This is a genomic window from Halomonas sp. KHS3 (assembly GCF_000830495.1).
Taxonomy (GTDB): domain Bacteria; phylum Pseudomonadota; class Gammaproteobacteria; order Pseudomonadales; family Halomonadaceae; genus Vreelandella; species Vreelandella titanicae.
The window spans coordinates 261,299-281,614 of record NZ_JWHY01000011.1 but is presented as its reverse complement, the minus strand read 5'-3'; the positions used below and the strand labels follow the sequence as shown (position 1 = coordinate 281,614).

General features: G+C 55.9%; 16 protein-coding genes. 5 read left to right on the top strand and 11 right to left on the bottom strand.

Annotation, left to right across the window (positions count from 1 at the left end; translation table 11 throughout):
- Positions 1-168: 168 nt before the first annotated feature.
- The 5 genes from RO22_RS21345 to RO22_RS21325 all read right to left on the bottom strand — a co-directional run bounded on the left by RO22_RS21345 (position 169) and on the right by RO22_RS21325 (position 6,323).
- Positions 169-1,032 (bottom strand): ABC transporter substrate-binding protein, encoded by an 864-nt coding sequence (locus RO22_RS21345; RefSeq protein ID WP_041159353.1) that lies wholly within the window; start codon positions 1,030-1,032, stop codon positions 169-171.
- A 177-nt stretch (positions 1,033-1,209) separates the two neighbouring features.
- On the bottom strand, positions 1,210-2,544 hold the full coding sequence (gene preA / locus RO22_RS21340) for an NAD-dependent dihydropyrimidine dehydrogenase subunit PreA (RefSeq protein WP_041159352.1): 1,335 nt from the start codon (positions 2,542-2,544) through the stop codon (positions 1,210-1,212).
- Positions 2,541-3,920, bottom strand: a complete 1,380-nt coding sequence (locus RO22_RS21335; RefSeq protein WP_041159351.1) for an NAD(P)-dependent oxidoreductase — start codon at positions 3,918-3,920, stop codon at positions 2,541-2,543. Before RO22_RS21335 ends, preA begins: the two co-directional genes overlap by 4 nt.
- A gap of 34 nt (positions 3,921-3,954) precedes the next feature.
- Entirely contained in the window at positions 3,955-5,394 is a 1,440-nt protein-coding gene (hydA, locus tag RO22_RS21330) for a dihydropyrimidinase (RefSeq protein ID WP_009285886.1), read from the bottom strand.
- Between the two features lie 62 nt (positions 5,395-5,456).
- On the bottom strand, positions 5,457-6,323 hold the full coding sequence (locus tag RO22_RS21325; RefSeq protein ID WP_009285885.1) for a nitrilase-related carbon-nitrogen hydrolase: 867 nt from the start codon (positions 6,321-6,323) through the stop codon (positions 5,457-5,459).
- 617 nt (positions 6,324-6,940) lie between these two features.
- Here RO22_RS21325 and RO22_RS21320 point away from each other — a divergent pair.
- Positions 6,941-8,458, top strand: coding sequence for an NCS1 family nucleobase:cation symporter-1 (locus RO22_RS21320; protein WP_009285884.1), 1,518 nt, complete (start codon positions 6,941-6,943; stop codon positions 8,456-8,458).
- Positions 8,459-8,472: 14 nt separating this feature from the next.
- Here RO22_RS21320 and RO22_RS21315 read toward each other — a convergent pair whose 3' ends face one another.
- Positions 8,473-9,375: a LysR family transcriptional regulator gene (locus tag RO22_RS21315; RefSeq protein ID WP_022521820.1), complete on the bottom strand. Its 903-nt coding sequence runs from the start codon at positions 9,373-9,375 to the stop codon at positions 8,473-8,475.
- A gap of 204 nt (positions 9,376-9,579) precedes the next feature.
- On the opposite strand from RO22_RS21315, the gene RO22_RS21310 reads away from it, so the two are divergent.
- Positions 9,580-12,288, top strand: a complete 2,709-nt coding sequence (locus RO22_RS21310; protein ID WP_041159350.1) for an EAL domain-containing protein — start codon at positions 9,580-9,582, stop codon at positions 12,286-12,288.
- Here the strand turns inward: RO22_RS21310 and RO22_RS21305 are convergent.
- The 5 genes from RO22_RS21305 to RO22_RS21285 are packed head-to-tail and all read right to left on the bottom strand — an operon-like array spanning position 12,285 to position 17,120.
- Positions 12,285-13,301 (bottom strand): CobW family GTP-binding protein, encoded by a 1,017-nt coding sequence (locus tag RO22_RS21305; protein WP_027957024.1) that lies wholly within the window; start codon positions 13,299-13,301, stop codon positions 12,285-12,287. The two genes, RO22_RS21310 and RO22_RS21305, sit on opposite strands and share 4 nt — an antisense overlap.
- Before the next feature lie 3 nt (positions 13,302-13,304).
- Positions 13,305-14,357, bottom strand: coding sequence for a GTP 3',8-cyclase MoaA (moaA, locus tag RO22_RS21300; protein ID WP_022521823.1), 1,053 nt, complete (start codon positions 14,355-14,357; stop codon positions 13,305-13,307).
- Positions 14,354-15,625 carry a gephyrin-like molybdotransferase Glp gene (glp, locus tag RO22_RS21295; RefSeq protein ID WP_041159349.1) on the bottom strand — a complete coding sequence of 424 codons (1,272 nt, stop codon included), beginning with the start codon at positions 15,623-15,625 and terminating at the stop codon, positions 14,354-14,356. The genes moaA and glp overlap by 4 nt, the downstream gene beginning before the upstream one ends.
- Positions 15,622-16,248 (bottom strand): molybdenum cofactor guanylyltransferase MobA, encoded by a 627-nt coding sequence (gene mobA, locus RO22_RS21290; protein ID WP_009285880.1) that lies wholly within the window; start codon positions 16,246-16,248, stop codon positions 15,622-15,624. Before mobA ends, glp begins: the two co-directional genes overlap by 4 nt.
- Positions 16,245-17,120: a formate dehydrogenase accessory sulfurtransferase FdhD gene (locus RO22_RS21285; protein WP_022521826.1), complete on the bottom strand. Its 876-nt coding sequence runs from the start codon at positions 17,118-17,120 to the stop codon at positions 16,245-16,247. Before RO22_RS21285 ends, mobA begins: the two co-directional genes overlap by 4 nt.
- Before the next feature lie 198 nt (positions 17,121-17,318).
- Here RO22_RS21285 and RO22_RS21280 point away from each other — a divergent pair, with 198 nt between their 5' ends.
- The 3 genes from RO22_RS21280 to RO22_RS21270 all read left to right on the top strand — a co-directional run bounded on the left by RO22_RS21280 (position 17,319) and on the right by RO22_RS21270 (position 20,315).
- Positions 17,319-17,759: a DUF3305 domain-containing protein gene (locus tag RO22_RS21280; protein WP_022521827.1), complete on the top strand. Its 441-nt coding sequence runs from the start codon at positions 17,319-17,321 to the stop codon at positions 17,757-17,759.
- Entirely contained in the window at positions 17,756-18,388 is a 633-nt protein-coding gene (locus RO22_RS21275) for a DUF3306 domain-containing protein (RefSeq protein WP_041159348.1), read from the top strand. The genes RO22_RS21280 and RO22_RS21275 overlap by 4 nt, the downstream gene beginning before the upstream one ends.
- 199 nt (positions 18,389-18,587) lie before the next feature.
- Positions 18,588-20,315 (top strand): 4Fe-4S dicluster domain-containing protein, encoded by a 1,728-nt coding sequence (locus RO22_RS21270; protein WP_041159347.1) that lies wholly within the window; start codon positions 18,588-18,590, stop codon positions 20,313-20,315.
- Position 20,316: the final 1 nt, after the last annotated feature.

Genomic DNA, 20,316 nt, shown 5'->3' with positions numbered 1-20,316 from the left:
CCACAACACTCATCTCAACAGACACCAGCGCTGATGCGGCCAGCGACGCGTAGCCAAACCACGGCTAGCGCTGAAGATGATTGGGAAGCTTTTTAAGCCAGCGTTTCTCGCCGCTTAGGCTGCGTTTCCCCCTCCGCCATTGCTGTAAGAGGGGGGGGGAGTGAGCGCTTAGTTACCTGACGAGTTTAGTGCTACTGCAACTTCTTCAACCTGTAGCGCCAGACTCTGCAGGCCGCCGCCGGAGAGGTACCACAGCGCGGGCGTTAGCATAATGACCCGCGCTTTCTCAGCTCCCGCATCTAAGAGCGTTTGCGCTAAGGCATCCGCGTCGGCGGGTTCATCGCCAATCGCGGCGCTGCGATCAATCACCAGTACGACCTGCGGATCAATTTCGCTAATCGCCTCAGGAGAAAGCGGGGTAAAGGTACGGGTACCGCGGGTTTCAGAAGTGACACTTTCGGGCATCTCTAATGCTGCAATGCCCAGTACGTCGTGAACGACCGGGTGCTGATTCAGCATCAGATTGCCGCCGTTGTGGGTTACCACCAGCGTGCGAGGAGCGTTGCTTAGCGCTTCGCGCTGGGTCTCAATCTCGGCATGCAGTGTACCAAGCGCCTCTTCGGCTTTGCTTTCCACTGCTAAACGACTCGCTAGTTCGCGTACATTAGCGTCAAAAGTAGCCAGGTAGTCGTCACCCTGTAGGCTGGTGTTGAGCAGCGGGGCGATTTCGCCAAGCCCCTCTTCCCACTCACCCTGGCGGCCAGTGTAAAGAATCAGGCTAGGCTCGCTTTCGCCAAGGGCATCCATATCCGGTGAGCGCAGGCCGCCAATATCGGTGACGTCATCGGCTGCATACTGCTCAAGATAGCTAGGCAGGCTGGCTTTCGGTACACCCACTACCTGCTCGTTTAAACCTAGTGCATCCAGCGTATCCAGGCTGCCTAAGTCGAAGGTGGCGATTCGCTGGTCGGCGCTCGCGGTGGCGCTGGCAGTTGCTAAGAGTATAGCGGTGGTAGTGGTAGCGAACTTCATTGGGTTTCCTTTTGTGAGAAAGAATTTTATATGCGATGTTTTCTCATGTTCTCAAGGATGCTGACTTTTGTCGCTATTGGGTGATGGAACAGTATGTTGCAGAAAACGCGACCGCCCTCACAAACTGAGGGCGGTGGGTAGCGCTTACGGCTGTTTAAAAAAAAGAGGGTAAAGAGGTTAAGAGGCGACCCGGAAAGGATTGCGTGGGTCGTTATCCCAGGCCAGGAAGGGTTGGCCGGTCTCCTGGGGCACCATGGTGATGCAGTTCTCCACTGGGCAGGTTATCTGGCACAGGTTGCAGCCCACACACTCCTCTTCAATCACTTCATAGCGGCGCGATCCGTCCTGCTCGGTGAGCTTGGCAATCGACTGGTGGGAGGTATCCTCGCAGGCGATATAGCAGCGGCCACATTCGATGCATAGATCCTGGTCGATCTTGGCGATGGTTTTGAAGTTGATGTCTAGGTGTTTCCAGTCGGTGGTTTGCGGTATCGCTTTACGGGAGAACGCCTCGATGGAGTCGTAGCCTTTTTCCGCCATCCAGCGAGAGAGGCCGTCTTTCATCTCCTCCACAATCCTAAAGCCGTTGAGCATCGCTGCCGTACACACCTGCACGCTGCCGGCACCTAGGGCGATAAACTCCGCCGCATCCCGCCAGGTGGAAATGCCGCCAATGCCGGAGATGGGCAGAGTTGGTGTGGCCGGGTCGCGGGCGATTTCCGCCACCATGTTCATCGCGATGGGTTTGACAGCGCTACCGCAGTAGCCGCCGTGAGTGCTCTGGTGGCCGACGGTGGGCTTGGCGACCATATTGTCCAGGTCGATACTGGTAATCGAGTTGATGGTATTGATCAGCGATACCGCGTCGGCCCCACCCCGCAGTGCTGCTTGGGCACCGACGCGAATATCGGTGATATTAGGTGTGAGTTTGACGATTACCGGTTTGGAGTAATGCTTCTTGCACCAGTAGGTGACTTTCTCGATCAGGTCGGGGTTTTGGCCCACCGCCGCGCCCATGCCGCGCTCCGGCATTCCGTGGGGGCAACCCAGGTTGAGCTCGATGCCGTCCGCGCCAGTGGCTTCCACTAGCGGCAGAATGTAGGCCCAGGCTTCTTCATTACAGGGCACCATAATGGAAACGATCAGCGCACGATCGGGCCAGTCCTTTTTCACCTGAGTGATTTCTTTAAGGTTGATCTCCAGCGAGCGGTCGGTAATCAGCTCGATATTGTTAAAGCCGATCACCTCGCGGTTTTTTCCGTAGTGGGCTGAGTAGCGGGAGGAGACATTCACCGCAGGCGGCTCTTCGCCAAGGGTTTTCCATACCACGCCGCCCCAGCCAGCTTCATAGGCGCGTACCACGTTGTAGGCTTTATCGGTGGGCGGTGCAGAGGCCAGCCAGAATGGATTGGGGGCTTTAATGCCAGCAAAGTTAACCGATAGATCAACGCCATTAACCACGCTGTCACCGCTGTCTTTCTTACCCGGTGGTGTAAAAGTGAGTGTGTTCATGCGGCCTCCTGCTTGGCGACAAGTGCCTGATGAATGGCGTGAGCCGCCAGTTTGCCGTGTTGCACGGCCTGAACGGTAAGGTCTTGACCGGGCTTCACACAGTCGCCACCGGCATACACATTGGGCAGTGAGGTTTGGAACATCTCATTAACGTGAATGCGCTCGCCGTCCCGGGCAAGCTCAGCGGCGGTGGTATCGCTTAGGCTCGCGCCTTCGAAGCCTTGGCCGATGGCGGTGAAGACAGCATCGGCGGCGATCTCAAAGGTTTCTCCAGTAGGGGTTAAGCGGCCCGCTTGATCATGGGTCTTGGCAAAGCGCATGCCCGTCACGCGGCCTTGATCGTCCAGCAGAATCTCGTCGGGCTGGGCCCAGGTCACCATCCGCACGCCGTTGGCTTTGGCAATCTCTTGTTCATGGTCGGTGGCGGACATGGCTTCAATGCCGCGACGATAAACCAGCGTGACCTCGGTGGCACCTAAGCGCGCCATTTGAGTCGCCATATCAATGGCGGTATTGCCCGCGCCAATCACGATACAGCGTTTGGCCACCGCAAGGCTGCCCAGATCGTCGGTCTGGCGCAGGGTTTTGATGTAGTCCACGGCGGGCATCAGCCCCGGTGCTTCATCGCCGGTTAGCCCCAGGGCGCGGCTGGTGCCCAGGCCCAGGCCGAGAAATACGCTGTTGTACTGCTGATGCAGGGTGGCCAGTTTCAGGTTATCGCCCAGGCGTTGGCCGTACTGGATGTCGATGCCACCGATCTCGAGCAGAAATTCGACTTCCTTACGGGCGAAGTCGTCGGTCATTTTGTAGCGGGCGATGCCGTACTCGTTCAGCCCGCCAGGCTTTTGTTCGGCTTCAAAGATGGTCACCTGATGACCGAGCATCGCCAGTCGGTGCGCGCAGGAGAGCCCGGCAGGTCCGGCGCCGACCACGGCCATATGACTGCCGGTAGAAGTGGCGCGTTTGAAGGGGTGGCCGTCGAACTGCATATGGTCGGTGGCATGACGCTGCAGCAAACCGATCAGCACCGGCTGGCATTCGGCGTCGTGGTTGCGCACGCAGCTACGCTCGCAAAGAATTTCCGTGGGGCACACCCGGGCGCAGCTGCCGCCTAAAATGTTGGCTTCCAGAATGGTTTCCGCCGCGCCGTTGATATTGTTCTCGCTGATCTGGCGAATAAAGCTGGGAATATCAATATCCGACGGGCAAGCCTCGACGCAGGGCGCATCAAAGCAATAGAGACAACGCTGACTTTCGATCATCGCCTGGCGATGGGTCAGCGGCGGATGTAGATCGCTAAAGTTGCTTGCCAGCGTATCCGGGTCGTAGGTGCCGACCTCTTTTGCGCTGGGTAGGTGGTTCAGTGGGCTAGTCACAGTAAAGCCTCCGCTGTTGTTATGGGCACAGCTGTTATCTTTTTACGGCCATCGGCGCATTCAGCTCGGCGCGCTTGGCCAGCAATTCGAAGACACCGGGGTAGGCGGGGCGCTCCAAATAGCGGCCCGCACCGCGCTCGGCACGCAGCTCACCATCCCGCCACACCCATTTGCCCTTGCTAATGGTGTGACGGGCAATGCCGCGCACCGTTTTGCCCTCGAAAATGTTGAAATCGACGTTCTGGTGGTGGGTTTTGGCAGAAATCGTCCGGGTGCCGTTGGGATCCCACACCACGATATCTGCATCGGAACCTACTTGAATCGCCCCTTTGCGCGGGTAGAGGTTGAAAATCTTGGCGGTGTTGGTCGATGTCAGCGCGACAAACTCCTGGGGCGACAGCTTGCCGGTGTTGACGCCTTCATCCCACAACACGGCGAGGCGGTCTTCCACGCCAGCGGTGCCGTTGGGGATTTTAGTAAAGTCATCCTTGCCCGCGGCTTTCTGATCGGCACAGAAACAGCAGTGGTCGGTGGCGGTGGTTTGCAGATTGCCCGACTGCAAGCCGTGCCAGAGCGCTTCCTGGTGGCCCTTGGGCCGGAAGGGCGGGCTCATCACGTGGGCAGCGGCGCGGCCCCAGTCGGTATCCTGGTAGACGCTATCGTCGATGAGCAGGTGCCCGGCTAAGCATTCGCCATAAACCGGATGACCCTGCTGGCGGGCGTAGGCAATTTCATCGACGGCATCTTTGGTGGACACGTGAACCAGATAGATCGGTGCGCCCAGGGTGCTGGCAATGCGAATCGCCCGGCTGGCCGCTTCGCCTTCCACCTGGGGTGGGCGCGAAAGCGGATGGGCTTCCGGCCCGGTCATGCCCTGGGCGAGCAGTTTTTGCTGCATGTGGTAGACCAGCTCACCGTTTTCGGCGTGAACCGTAGGCACCGCGCCTAGCTCCAGACAGCGCGAGAAGCTTTCCACCAGAATGTCATCAGTGGCCATGATCGCGCCCTTGTAGGCCATAAAGTGTTTGAAGCTGTTCACCCCGTGTTCATGAACCAGGGTGCCCATTTCCTCTCGCACGCTATCGTCCCACCAGGTAATCGCCACGTGGAAGGCAAAATCGGTGGCGGCTTTTTCCGCCCAGCCTTGCCAGGTTTCGAAGGCCTCAAGGAGCGACTGACCTGGCTGTGGGATCACGAAGTCGATGATCGAAGTGGTGCCCCCGGCCAAGGCCGCGGCGGTGCCGGTATAGAAATCTTCGCTGGCCACGGTGCCCATGAACGGCAGTTGCATGTGCGTATGGGGATCGATACCGCCGGGCATCACCAGTTGATCGCTGGCATCGACAATTTCACACCCTTCAGGGACATCTAGATCGGTGCCAATCGCATGGATTTTACCGTCGACACACAGTACGTCTGCGCGGTAGGTATCGGCGTGGGTGACCACGGTGCCGCCCTTGATTAATAAGCTCATCGTTCGCTCCTGTTGTTTTTAAATGGAAAACTTAACCAGCAACCTGTTTTTTACCAGCAGAATCATTCACCGTCGGTCAGGCGGGTATAGGTTTCCGGGCGACGGTCGCGGAAGAACTGCCAGTTGTTGCGTACCTCCCGCACCATGTCCAAATCGATCTCGTGCACCAGCAGCTCGTCTTCTGTTTCGCTGGCCTGAGCTTCGATTTTGCCGCGGGGGTTAACGATATAGCTGGAGCCGTAAAAGTCGCCGATGTTCCACGGCGCCTCGGTTCCAACTCGATTGATCGCAGCGATAAAGCAGCCATTGGCGGCGGCAGAGGCAGGTTGCTCTAACTCCCACAGGTATTGGGAAAGACCGGCCACGGTGGCGGAAGGGTTGAAAATCACCTCAGCGCCGTTGAGAGCAAGCGCCCGCCAGCCTTCGGGGAAGTGACGGTCGTAGCAGATATACACGCCGATTTTGCCGTAGGCAGTATCGAACACTGGCCAGTTGGATTTTCCCGGCTTGAAGAAGAATTTTTCCCAAAAACCGGCTACTTGGGGAATATGGGTTTTGTGGTACTTGCCTAAGTAACTGCCGTCAGCGTCGAATACCGCTGCGGTGTTGTAGTAAACACCGGTTTCAGTCTCTTCATACACCGGCACGATGATCACCATGCGGTGCTCGGCGGCGAGCTTCTGCATCATCTGGCAGGTAGGGCCTTCCGGTACCCGCTCGGCGGCGGCGTACCACTTGCCGTCCTGGCTGGGGCAAAAGTAGGGCTGGTTAAACACTTCCTGGAAGCAAAGCACCTGCACGCCCTGGTCAGCCGCTTGCTGAATCATTGGCAGATGTGCCTCGTTCATGGCGTCGCGAATAGCTTCTGGTTCAAGATCGGTGCTGGTTTTCAGGCCCATCTGAATCAACCCGATTTTCATATTCTGCATGAGACGCTCCCTCTGATTGTTGATGTGTAGCGTATGTTTGTAGTGTTCTTGAAACTAGTTTTGTAAAGCTGACGAAATAGACAGCTTTTGTTGAAAGTAGCGCTGGGTAGGTGGTTTTAGCAAGTCTTTAAAGGAGATTTGTTAAATCGTCTTTAACTCATTGAGTTTGCTTGTTTTTATTGTTCCATTTGGTGATATTCACTTTTTTGGTGAGGTCTTGCACTGTTTTGGATGGTTTTTTTATTCTTTTAAAATCATTGGTTTGGTATATTTCTAGCGAGTTTGTTTGGTTTTTTTCTGTTTGAAATTGGTGCAAATATTTTTTTTGATCTAGCTTTGTTTAGTTGGTTTTTGTTTTAGGTGGGGAAAATATAAAGATAACAAGCTAACAATAATAATGTTGTCCAGTAAGGCAGCTTTTTAATCAATGAGTTAATTGACCTGCTTTTTCAAGTAGGCATGCTTATTGCTTGTTTTCTAAAAGCTATGGTTTCTAAGAACGATGGTTTTGAAAAACAATGTTTTCTAAAAGCCATGATTTCTAAGCGCCTTTTTGAAAAGCTCCACTGGCCGTGGGAGCTAGGCAGCGCAATAACGCAATGCTGAGGAGATAAAAAATGACCGAAACAACCTCTCAGATGGTGGATCGAGGTGGGCTGATAGAGCTAGATGTAGGGGACGATGTACGCAGTAGTTCGCGCTTTAATGAGGATATTGCGCCTACCCAGGCCAGCGAGCGCACCTGGAGTAAGTGGAATATTGCGGCACTCTGGGTAGGCATGTCGATCTGCGTGCCCACCTACACCCTAGGCGGGGTATTAACCGCCTACTTCGGGCTGAGCGTGGGGGAGGCGTTGTTTGCCATTTTGTTGGCCAACGTGATCGTGCTGATTCCTCTTACCTTAAACGCCTTTCCCGGTACGAAGTTTGGTATTCCTTTTCCGGTGGTTTTACGCTCTTCGTTCGGTATTTTAGGTTCCAACGTACCCTGTCTGGTGCGCGCCCTGGTCGGCTGCGGCTGGTTTGGTATTCAAACCATGTTTGGCGGTTTGGCCATTCATCTGTTGCTCTCCGAGTTGATTCCCGCTTGGGCTGCGATGGGCGGTGTTGGTGAAGTCATCGGCTTTTTTGTCTTTGGTGCGATGAACCTCTATGTGGTGATTCGTGGTGCAGAGTCGATTAAATGGTTGGAAACCTTCGCCGCACCGCTGCTGTTAGCCGTTGGTGTTGGGCTGATGATATGGGCGTGGCCAAATATGTCGATGTCCGAACTACTGGCACAGCCGCCGTCGCGGCCTGAAGGGGCATCGGTATACGGCTACTTCTTCGCGGGCTTAACCGCCATGGTGGGTTTTTGGGCCACGCTGTCGCTGAATATTCCCGATTTCAGTCGCTTTGCCAAAAGCCAAAAAGATCAGATCGTTGGTCAGGTGATTGGGCTGCCGCTAACGATGTTTTTCTTTGCCGCACTCGGTGTCGTGTTAACCGCTGCTTCCGAAACGCTGGTAGGGGAAACCGTTGCCGACCCGGTACGTTTGATTGGCTATATCGACAGCCCCTTCTGGGTGGTACTGGCGATGCTGTTGATCATTATCGCCACGATCTCTACCAATACGGCTTCTAACATCGTGTCGCCTACCAACGATTTTCAGAACATTGCGCCCAAATTGATTAACCAGACGCGCGGCGTGCTGATGACTGGCGCGGTGGGCGTGTTGTTGATGGGCTACGATCTGCTGCAAAAAGCGGGCGTTATTCCGCCAGGGGTTTCTCTGGAGCAGATGTACTCCAACTGGCTGCTGGGTTACTCCAGCCTGCTGGGGCCCATCGCGGGCATCATGGCGGTGGACTACTTCCTGATCAAAAAGCAGCGTTTGGATGTGCCCAGCCTGTATATGGATAACCATGCTTATCCTGCGGTGAACATCGCGGGTTTTATCGCCTTTGGCGTGCCGGTGGCGCTTACGTTGCTATCGCTGTTAACTGGCACCATGAACTGGTTCTACGACTACGGCTGGTTTACCGGCTCGGCGCTGGGGGCAATTGTTTACTATGTGGCAAGCCAAGTGTTGGCGTCATCGCCCCAGGCGGGGCCAGCGCCGATAATGGCCAATGAGGCAACCGAGCAGCGTTAAACATACTGCCGGGTTTAGCTGCTTTTGATTAAGCGTAGAAACGCATCGACCACTCGGTTGGGGCGGCGGTCGTGGCGGGTGATCAGCACAAAGGGGATGCGGTAGTGCTGCGTGTTGGCATGCAACGCTCGCATCTTGCCCGCTGCCACCCACTGTGCAGCTACGTGTTCAGGCAGAAAGCCGATAAATCGCCCGGTAAGAATCAAAAAAGCGGCGCCTTCTCGGTCGGATGCTGAGGCACGAAGGCTTAGCGCATCATGCGCCTGTCGGGCCTCAACCGGTAGCGGATAGCGGGGCGAAATAGCTGAGTGTTGGGCGATATCAGCACCACTGAGCGTGTCGTCGTCCTCCGTAAACAGGGGATGGCCAGCCGCACAGTAAAGATATGATGGCTCATCATAAAGGTGCCGCGCTTCTAAACTGGTGGGCAGGTTCACTGCAGGCACTACGCCGACGTGCAAGTGGCCATCCATCACCCCTCGAATGACCGCGTCAGAAGGCTCCATATGAATATGCAGCGTGACCTCATGCTCCGGCGCGCTGAGCTCAGCCAGTGCATTGGTCACGTGCATGGCGGGTAGTGTCACCAAATTATCGGTAATGCCGATATTCAGCTCGCCTTTAATCGTTTGGTGCAGGGCGTTAACGTCGCTTTTAAACGTTTCAAGCGCGGTCAGTAGCGTTAACCCTGCCTGATAAATCTCTTTACCCTCTTCGGTTAAACTAAACCCGCCACGCCCCCGCTGGCAGAGCGAAAACCCCAGCCTCCCCTCCAAGTCGTTCATGTGTTGGCTAATCGCCGAACGACTAATGCCCAGCGTGGTTTCCGCCGCGGTAAAGCCACCGCACTCAACGACCGTCTTAAAAATACGGATTAGGCGTATCTCGTAGTCGCTCATTTGGCCCAGCGATGCCATAACAATTTCCTGGTAGATTGGCTATCCATGCATAACGTCACGCTTTTCAGGGCATTAACGGTGATAAAAACTGATATACATCCTAAAAGCACCGCGGCACTATCGGATAAAGCCACGTGTCAGCGCGTGTTATGTATCATTTTTAGTTACTTTTTACACTGTATCAGGTGTCCCCCTGGGTTACCTGAATAAGGCTTCTGCGCGATGTCCGCTACCTCCAATGATGTAAATGATGATGTATTGAAAGCCACCAAGACTTATCGCCAACAGCGCCGCCATGTGATTGGGCTATATCTGCTAGCACTGCTTGTCATGATGGTGCTTTTCGGCTGGCTGCTGAGTGAACAGTATCGGCAAGAAATTGAGGCCGCCGAGTCGCGGATTACCGCCCGCGCTAATGTGGTTGCTGAGTGGGCAAAAGGCGTATTTGCACAAAGCGGGCAAGCGCTTTTTGGGCTTGCTGAGATGCTAACCCTGCAAGGCATGCCAGATAGCGATAATGCCCAGGCCCTTCAGCGCTCGCTAGAAAACCTGACCCTGTATGTGCCCATGGTGGACGAAATCGCTGTGTTGAGCGCTGAAGGCCGAGTAATGGCGAGTGGCCGCAGCAGCCGAAGAGCAGGTGCTGATATCAGCGATACGACGTTGTTTAATGCCTTTAAGCAAGCAGGACAAGAAGAACTGATTACCCCGCTTTACTGGTCTATCAGCGACCAACGCTACTATTTGTACCATGGTCGACGATTAGAAACCTCGTCCGGCGAGTTTGCTGGGGTGGTCATCTCTAGCATTGTACCTGAAGTGTTTGCCGACGCTCTGGAGCAGATGAGTGTCTATGACGGCGAGAGCATTGCCCTGGTCGACCCCGGATTAAAATTTATTGCTCGCTACCCGACCCCCGAAAAGCCATTTTCGATTGGCAGTCAAATTGAGAGTCCAGAAACGGCCGAGTGGCTTACCCGTGGTGAGTCCACATGGTCAATCAACATTGACTCACCTATTGATGGCCGAAAACGGCTGTTTCGCATGCTGAGAGTAGGCGAGTATCCGATGCTGGCTGTGGTTGGCGTTGATCTTCACGAATTGCTCTCGGCCTGGCGGCAGCGTGCTTTGATTTTAATGTTGGTGACGGCAGTGATTGCCCTGCTGGGTGCTTGGGGGGCGCGCCACTACCTGAATCGTTTAGCGTTGTCGCATCAACTGCGTCAGCGTATTGAGGAGCGTGAACAGGCTCGTGCCGAGGCCCAAATCGCTGCTGCCGCCTTCCAGACGCACTTAGGCATCCTTATTACCGATCCACAGGGCATCATTCTTAAGGTGAATGAGACCTTCAGCCGCATTACCGGCTATAGCGAAGCGGAGATAGTGGGTAACAATCCGCGCATGTTTAGCTCTGGGCTACAAAACGCCGCCTTTTACCGCCGTTTATGGAAGCGTGTTATCAAAACCGGCAACTGGGAAGGCGAGATATGGAACCAGCGTAAGAATGGTGAACTGTTTCCCGAGTGGCTAACCATTAGCGCTGTCTACAGCGTTGAGGGCACCTTAACTCACTACGTGGCCACCATGAGCGATATCAGCGAGCGTAAAGCCGCTGAACAAGAGATTCATCAGCTAGCATTTTATGACACCTTAACCGGGTTGGCCAACCGGCGGCTGTTTATGGATCGCATAGGTAATGCTCTTAAAGAGCTTCAGCGCCATCAGCGTTGCGGCGCACTGCTATTTATCGATATCGATAACTTTAAGCAAATCAATGACACTCTGGGGCACTATGCGGGGGATCAAGTATTGCAGAGCGTTGCTCGGCGAATGGGGCAGATGTTGCGCGATACCGATACCTTGGCGCGGCTGGGAAGCGATGAATTTGCGGTATTAATCGAAGGCGTGGATAGCAATTACGCTCAAACCACCCGGCTGGCAGAGCGTATTGCGCACAAGCTGCTGGCAACTCTTAACGAATCAATCACTCTGGCCGAAGAGAGCATCACGGTGACGGGGAGTATTGGTATTGCGATCATGGCCAGCAATGAGTACGGCGTGGATGACTACCTGCAGCAGGTAGATATGGCGCTCTTTCAGGCTAAGAACAACGGCCGCCATGGCGTGTGCTTTTTTGACCCCTCGATGCAGGCTGCGCTTCTGGCCCATGTGAAATTAGAAGCGGATCTGCGCCAAGCGCAGGCCAGCCAGCAGTGGCAGCTCTATTATCAGCCCCAAGTGGATCACCATGGCGTGATCACTGGCGTTGAGGCGCTGCTGCGCTGGCATCATCCTGAACGCGGCATTGTTTCACCAGGCGATTTCATTCCGCTGCTGGAAAGCAATGAGCTGATAAACGATGTAGGCGAATGGGTATTGGAAGATGCCTGCTATCAATTAGCGCGTTGGGCGCAGCATCCACGGCTAAGCAAACTGACCATATCGGTGAATATTAGTCCGCTTCAGTTTCGCGATGAGCAGTTTCTGGCTCGTGTAGAGGGGGTGTTTGCGCGCACTCAGGCGCCGCTTCAGCGGCTAAAACTGGAGGTGACCGAGTCACTGTTTGTGGAAGCGCGAGACGACGCCAGAGATAAAATGCTTGCCCTTAAAGCGCGCGGTGTACGCTTCTCTCTGGATGATTTTGGCACCGGCTACTCGTCCCTGGCCTATTTAGCGCAACTGCCGCTGGATCAACTGAAAATTGACCAATCCTTTGTGCAGCAGGTGCTCGAAAGCCAAGCCAACGCAGCGATTGTCGAGAGTACCATTGCCCTGGCAGAGAGCCTCAATCTAGAGGTCATTGCAGAAGGCGTAGAGACCAAAGCGCAGCAGGCGTGGCTACTGGCGCACGACTGTCACGCTTATCAAGGCTATCTGTTTGGGCGGCCGGTTACTGCAGAGGCCATCGAGAGATTGATTACGGGCGCTTAACCCAGCGTCAGTAAGCGGAGTTGGCCTTCGATATCGAGAGCGGGGCTCGTATCGGGAAGAATAACTTCCAGCCGGGAGTCTTGCCGCCACGCGCTGCTTTCAACGCTCAGCGTACCTCCGGCGCGGTTAAAGCGTTTCCAGCCGCTATCGGTATGAAACACGCCTTTAATGCGTGCCTCTCTGGGGAGTTCTCCCAAACAGGTGGCCAAGCTATCCAGGTCGAAGCGCTCGCTTGGGTGCCAACGTAACCCCGTACTGGTGTAGCCCAGCGAAGTGCCGGTTTCACGCTGGGGCTTGCCGGGCGGGGGCGGAAAATCAAAAAAAGACCCGGCTAAGCTGGGTGTTGCCGCCAACTGTTGATGGTTGGCGGGTACGCTGATATCGCTCCCTTCGGCGCGTCCGCTCTGGGTCAACAGTCCTATGGGGAGTTCGCCTTGGGGAGCTTCCTGCACCCATTTACGCGGCGGCCAGCGCTGTGCCACAAACGCATGAGCGGCGCCGAGCTGCTCGGGCGTGCTCTGGTCGAGCATGGTGAGTGCCACGGCATCGGCCATATCGAGCTGGTCGCGGAAGGTGTCGTGCGTTCGGGAGCGGGCGTCATCTAATCGGCGTGGGTCGAGAGTAGCAATAATATCGCGTACCTCGACCACTTGCTGGAAGGCTTCCCCTCGCAGTAGATCCAACAGACCTGCCGGGTGGCCAAGGCCTGAGGGCTCGATGATGACGCGATCAGGCTTGCTGCGTGCGAGTAAATTCACCAGCGCCGCTTGCAGTACAAAGGCGAGCTGGCAGCAAAGGCAGCCGCCGGGAAGGCCCTTCACCACCACATCATCACGGGCATCAAACATCGCCTGGTCGATGCCGATTTGGCCAAACTCGTTGACCAAAATGGCCCAGGTTTCATCCACAGGCTTCTGTTCGATGAGGCTGTGGATAAGCGTTGTTTTACCGCTGCCGAGAAAGCCGGTAATGATATGCACCGGCACTTTTGCCAACCGTTCTGACGCTGCCAACGCCTAGCCCCCTGTCATATTCATAAAGCGTACTACCTGCACATCGCCATCGGTGGTGAAGTGATGGCGCTCGGGCTTAAGCGGCAGGGCGTTGATGATCGCCTCTTTTAGCGCCTGCATATTACCGGGGTGACGGCGTAGCACGGCGCGAAGATCGACCGAGTGTTCGTTGCCTAAGCACAGCAGCAAGCGGCCTTCCACGGTCACGCGCACCCGGTTACAGGTATCGCAAAAGTTGTGGCTATGGGGGGAAATAAACCCAACCCGGCTGTCGCTATCGGCCATCTTGAAGTAGCGCGATGGGCCGGGTGTGGTTTCGGTCGTGGGGATCAGCGGATAGCGCGTTTCGATCAAGTCTTGAACGTCATCGCTGGAGTAGAAGGTTTCCGCCCGTGAGTGGTCAGAAACATCGCCCAGCGGCATCTCTTCGATAAAGCTAATATCGAGGTTTTCCTGGCGTGCAAAGGTGACCAGGTCGATTACTTCGTCGTCATTGCGACCTTTTAAGATCACCGCGTTGAGCTTGATGCGTTTAAAGCCCGCTTCCTGGGCGGCATGAATGCCGTCGATCACTTTGGCTAAATCGCCGGTGCGGGTGAGCTGCTTAAAGCGCTCCGCATTTAGCGAGTCCAGACTAATGTTCAGCCGCCGCAGACCGCTTGAGTAAAGCTGCTTGGCGTGCTTGCGTAGGCTGGCGCCGTTAGTGGTCATGGTGAAGTCGTTAAGGCCTGGCATGGCGCCGATCTCATCGACCAGTTGCTCAATGCCGCGGCGTACCAGCGGTTCGCCGCCGGTAAGGCGAATTTTCTCGACCCCCAACTCGGTGAAGGCGCGCGCCACCATGGCGATCTCTTCCAGCGTCAGTACCTGGGCGCGGGGCAGAAACGTCATCTCCTCGCTCATGCAGTACACGCAGCGGAAATCGCAGCGATCGGTGACCGAGATGCGCACGTAGCTAATGCGCCGACCAAAGTCGTCGATCAGTTGCTGGTCAGCGTCTGGCTGGACAGATCGCTGCTGATTAGCTTGTGGTTGTGCGGGTCGTTGCTCGGTCATAGCCATCCCGTTAGTGGTTGTATGCTGACTACCTCGCCTGGCTGGGCGCCTGCCTGGTCGTCGGCAAGCTCAATCAAGCAGTTAGCAGCCACCATCGAGGTTAAAATGCCCGAACCTTGGGCGCCGGTGCTGCGCACGTGTAGCTGCCCTTGCTCATCAGTATGGTAGATGCCGCGAATAAAATCAGTACGCCTCAAGCGGCTTTTTATAACGTCATCGGCTATCGCATTGAGGCAATGGGGCGACCTTGTCGGCTGCCCACAAAGCTGATCCAGCAGCGGCGCCACAAACTGTAGAAAGGTTACCATGACGGCTACCGGATTGCCGGGCAGGCCAACAAACGGCGTACGTTTTGCGCCCAGCCAGCCACAGGCCATAGGGCGGCCAGGGCGCAGCGCCACGCGCCAGAAGGCCAGGCGGCCCAATTGTTCCAGCGCCGCACGGGTAAAATCAGCTTGGCCGACGGAAACGCCGCCGCTGGTGATCACCAAATCGCTCTGGGCGGCGGCCTGTTCAAGGGCTTCTGTGGTGGCTGCTAAGTCGTCCGGCAGAATGCCCAGGTCGATGACGTCGGCACCCTGTTCGGTAAGTAATCCGATCAGCGTAAAGCGATTGGCGTCATAAATGCCTGCTTTGGGTAACGGATCGCCGGGGGCAGTGACTTCATTGCCGGTGGAGAAGATCGCGACCTTCGGGCGTCGGCACACCGTTATTTCGGCATAGCCCAAGGAGGCTAAAAGTCCTAGGGATGCCGCATCAAGCCGTGCCCCCTCAGGCAGTGCCGTGTCACCTATGGCAATATCTTCACCGGCCTGGCGAACATGCTGGCCGTGTTTGAGGCGCTCAGGCGACTCAATGATCACATGCTCAGGCTGCTCATCTAGCGGTTCGCGCAGTTGTTCACTCATCACTACTGTGTCTGTGCCCGGCGGTAATGGCGCGCCGGTGGTGATGCGCACGCAGTGACCGGCTGGTACCAGTTCCCGGCGGTACTGCCCGGCCAACACCTCACCGGCAAGCGGCCAATGGGTTTGTTTGGCCCCAACACCTTCCCTAGGTAAGGCTAACGCGACGCCATCCATGGCCGCATTGGTATTTTGTGGCACGTTAATGGGTGCCTGAATGGTCCCCGCCAAGCGGCGGCCGTGTGCCCGTGCCAAAGGGATATTTTCGCTGCCTAGCGGGCGCTCAATCAGGGTGGCAAGCGCATGGCGTGCTTCTTCCACGCTAAGCATCTGCTCGCCAAGATCAAAGCAGGAGAGGGTCATTTCACCTCCTTGCTTGAAGAACCCATGAGTACTTTTTCCAGGTGCAGCTTCTCTTCCTCAGTATTAAGGTTAGCAAAGGCATCAGGGCAGTCCGACATATCAACCTTGCACCAAGCATGGCGAGCATACCAACGATCGATCTTACGCTCGCCCTCGGCCAAGGTGGCGGCCAAATCATCGGCCAGCGAGGTGCGCAGTAGTGCAACTACCGGGTGCAGCCGTTCGCCATCAAAAGCCACAGCGATATCATGCTGGCCAATACCTTGTACCATGCGCGCCACTAAATCGTCAGGTAGGGCGGGGGAGTCGCAGGGAACGACCAGTAGCCACGGCGTTTTTGCCGCCTGCAGGCCGCTATAGATCCCCATCAAAGGGCCTTTAAAGCCGCCTTCGGCACCGTCCATTACAACATCCGCTATAACGCGATCGGCGAAAAAACGGTAGGCGTCAGCATTGCGGTTGGCGTTAATCAGTAGCTCGGCCACCTGACCTTCAAGGCGCTTCACCACATGGCCGACGAGTGGCAGGCCCGCAAAAGGCTCCAGCCCTTTGTCACGACCGCCCATTCGGCGCCCTTCGCCGCCCGCGAGAACCATGCCAGTGAGGTCGTGAGTAGGGATCATGAGCTTGCCTTTTTTGATGAGCGGTATTCTTGCGATGAACGGGCATGGGATGGGCGCGGTGGAATAGCGTCCAGGGCTAAACGGTTTTGGGTGTTGATCGCTTGGAAATGGCGCCCTTTGGCGCGGGCAATTAACATCACGCCGAAGCGTTCGGCCAGTTCGACGCCTTTTTGGGTGACGCCTGAGCGAGAAACCAGCACGCTAATGCCCATTTGTGCCACTTTGAGTACCATTTCGGAAGTCAGTCTCCCGGTGGTGTAGAAAATATCCGCATTGGCGCTGTCGGCCTGTTGTAGCCATTGGCGCCCCGCCAAGGTATCCACCGCGTTATGCCGTCCTACGTCTTCAACAAAGTCGAGTACGTCGGTTTGCTGGCACAGCGCGCAGCCATGAACGGCGCCAGCGCTGCGGTAGGTCTCGTTGTAGGCGTTAAGGTTTTGCAGCAGCTGATAAAGCGTGGATTGTGCCAATTGAGTATCGGGCAGCGCCGTGAGAGCGGTTTGGTCGAGCAGTTTACCAAATACCGTGCCCTGGCCGCAGCCGGTGGTGACCGTACGGGTGCTTAAGCGTATTTCTAAATCCTCGGGCAGATGGCGAGTAATCACTACCGCGGCTTCTACTTCCCAATCGACTTGCACGGCCTCTAAATCAGCCGCGGCGTTCAGCAGCCCCTGATTGCGCAGATAGCCGACCACCAGAGCCTCCGGGTCGTCACCCAAGGTCATCAAAGTGACAATTTCACGCTTGTTGAGGTAGACCGTCAACGCTCTTTCAGCGGCAATCGCCTGCTGGCGTGCATCGCCATACTCGTCAACGATGCTGATCTCGGTAGTGGCCGGTAAGCGGGCTCGGCTTAACTGAAGGGCGTGCATCCGCAATCCTCGCTGCTGATATGAAAGCATCTGAGCCTGATAAAATACCTGAGTAAAAAGGTCAGAGTTGACGATGATGGCGCTGGAGAGGCTTACTTGTCTACCTGTTCGACTGCTATCCGTTCAAAGTCTAGGTGCTTCGCTTAAGTACTGTGCTCAAGTGCTGTGCTTAGATACTTCGCTAAGGGGTTTAACGCGATGTCTGATAATTTACGTTCACTGAGTATCACCCTGGTCGCCGAGGCTAAGCAGGTGAAAAGCTTTACGCTAACCCAGTGGCGTATTGCAGAGCTTACCCTGAGTGATCAGGGCCCCAATGTGCTTAACCTGCAGTTGTCGATGACCGAGCGTGCTGCCTACCGTTTCAACCTGACGTCTGCCACCCCACGGCTATTTGTGCGAGCGGGTTTTACTGGGCAAACACCCAAACCTGATGCGATTACCGCTAGTCAGGACGTGGCAGCCGGTTGGATGGACGGTGAGCAGCAGGTGCTCGAAGCACCAATGCCCATGGCCATTCAGGTCTGGATTGAGAGCTACCTCGCACGCCACGGCGAAGCGCCGATGGAGATGCGCAAGAAAAAACGCAAAGGAGCGGGGCGCGCCAAAGAGACCCCCACCAAGGAGCAGCCGCAATGAGCCGCCTAGAGCGCTGGTCGCGCCTAAAACGCAACGTTCCCCAAGAGCAAGATGCGCCGCCGGTTACAGAGCCCGTTGAGGAACTGGCGGCCAAATCGGATATTTCACCTGATGCCGCGCAGGAAGCGCCAGAGCAGACATCACTAGAACAGTCTCCTGCAGAACAATCGCCTTCAGAACCAGCACCTAAGCCCGGCAGCTTAGACCACACCTTGCCCGACCCTGAAACGCTGGAAGCGGGCAGCGACTTCAGCGCCTTTATGGTGCCAGGAGTAAGCGGAGCCCTGCGGCGGCGTGCTTTGAAGCGCCTGTGGGCCACCGGCAACTACAACGTTCGCGACGGCCTGGATGACTATGATGCCGACTACAATCAGCTGTTAAAGCCCATGGACTCCGAGCTCGCCAGCAAACTGCGCCGCTGGACGCATAAAGTGGAAGAGGCGGTTGATAAGTCGCTAGACGAGCCCGAGTCCCCAAAAGAGTTGGCAGAGAACGAGCAAACAAGTGAGAAACCGGTCGCGCTAGAGGACGACTCCTCAACACCTCGCGATGATGGTGTCAAAACTGTAGAAAACACCTTACTAGACGACCAGTCTGATTATTTATCTGATCCTAAGACGAAAACATGAGATTAGTGATAAAATTATAAAAATCAAATTATTGGGTGTGTTAACAGTCGCCAGCGTTGGCAGCGTTGACGGTAATTAATTTGGCAAAATACGTATTTCGCCATAGGCTGAACTTAGCTTCTATGCATTGTTATGCCACAATAGTTAGATAGTATAACTCAAAATTATAATAAGAATTATTCACTGACCGTGAGAGCGCATGAATCAACGAATCCAACTGGCGTCGCTAGACGACCAGCGCAATGCCGAGGCTCGGGAGACGGTACGCCAGCGTATCTCGTGGCCCGCTAACCTAACGCCTGCCAATGTGACCTATCACAGCCGTGGTCATGCGCTGCTGCTCGGCAGTGAGCGCGATACCCGACAAGCCGCGCGTATTCTGCAAGGGCGTGGTTTGGCTTCATTGACGCTGGTTTTTACCGCGCCCAACGCCGAAGGCGTTGACGACGGAGTTAATGATAGTGACTTGCTCGCTGCCACCGAGATCCTCACCACCCAGGCGCTAACCCGCGCCCAGGCAGAAAAGCTGCGCATTAGCGGCCATTTGGGCATGTTCAAAACGCTGCTTGATGGCGATGAGCCGCTTGATCTTGCCCGTGCGCTGATCGAGCGAGAGGCGTTTGACCTAGTCCTGGATTTAAATGCCTCTCCTTGCCTACCGGTGGAATTACCACCGCCTGGCTATGTGGTAATGCAGTGGCAGAATGTCGAGCAGCGCAACGACATCCTCGACGACTTTGTGGGGCTGGTGGGCGAATTCGACAAGCCGCGTTATTTTCAGGTCAATAGCGACTTATGTGCCCACTCTACCAGCGGCAACATTGGCTGTACCCGCTGTTTGGATGTTTGCCCCGCGGATGCCATCTCCAGCATTCAGGGGCGGATTGAATCTCACATCGAGATTGATCCCTTTCTCTGCCAAGGCGTGGGCAGTTGCACCAGTGCCTGTCCCTCTGGCGCTATCGAATTTCGCCTACCGGAAACGCGCCGCCAGCAGGATACGCTCTCTGCTTGGCTGGGCGCCTACCGCGAAGCGGGTGGCCAAGCCCCGGTGCTGCGTTTTATTACCCATGATTCCCAAGATGCTGAGCGCGCAGCGGGTGTAGTCACCGCAGGTCATATCATCGACGCACCGCTAGAAGAGCTGGGCGCAGCGGGCCATGACCAGTGGCTAACCGCTCTGGCCGCCGGTGCCGCCGAAGTGCGTATCCAACTGCACCCCAATATGCCCGCCCGCTTAAGCGCCTTTTTGACCGATCAGCTCACTCAAGCGCATGCCCTATTGGACGCCCTAGGCCATGACCGTGCTCGCATAAAGCTGATCGAGATAGCCGATGATGCAGGCAGGGATGCGCTACCGGCACTCACCCCGTTGACAGAGTCACCGCTAAGCCTGCCTGAGCCAGAAAAGCGTGCGCGCTTTAACCGTGTGCTAGCGCGGTTGGCTGAATTGGGCAACCCCAACGGCGAGCGGGCTGCTATGCCAGCAGGCGCTGCCTACGGCGCCATTCAAGTCGATAGCGATGCCTGCACGCTCTGCCACGCCTGTGTCAGCAACTGCCCGACCCCGGCATTAAAATCAGGCGGCAAAACGCCCGCGCTGAGCTTCCTTGAAGCGGACTGTGTGCAGTGTGGTTTGTGTGAGCAGGCTTGCCCGGAAAATGCGATTACTCTGATGCCAGGCTTTCTGGCATCCAATGCCCGCGAAACGCGCCACATCTGTCACGAAGAAGCGGCCTTTGAGTGCATCAACTGCGGTAAGCCGTTTGCCACTGTCAGCACGGTCGCTACTATTAAACAGAAATTGGCTAACCACCCCTACTTCGCCGGCGAGGCGATGATCCGCCTGGAAATGTGCGAAGACTGCCGGGTAAAAGATGTCTGGAAAACCATGATTCGCGACCCTGACGCGCAACTGAAGGTATAAG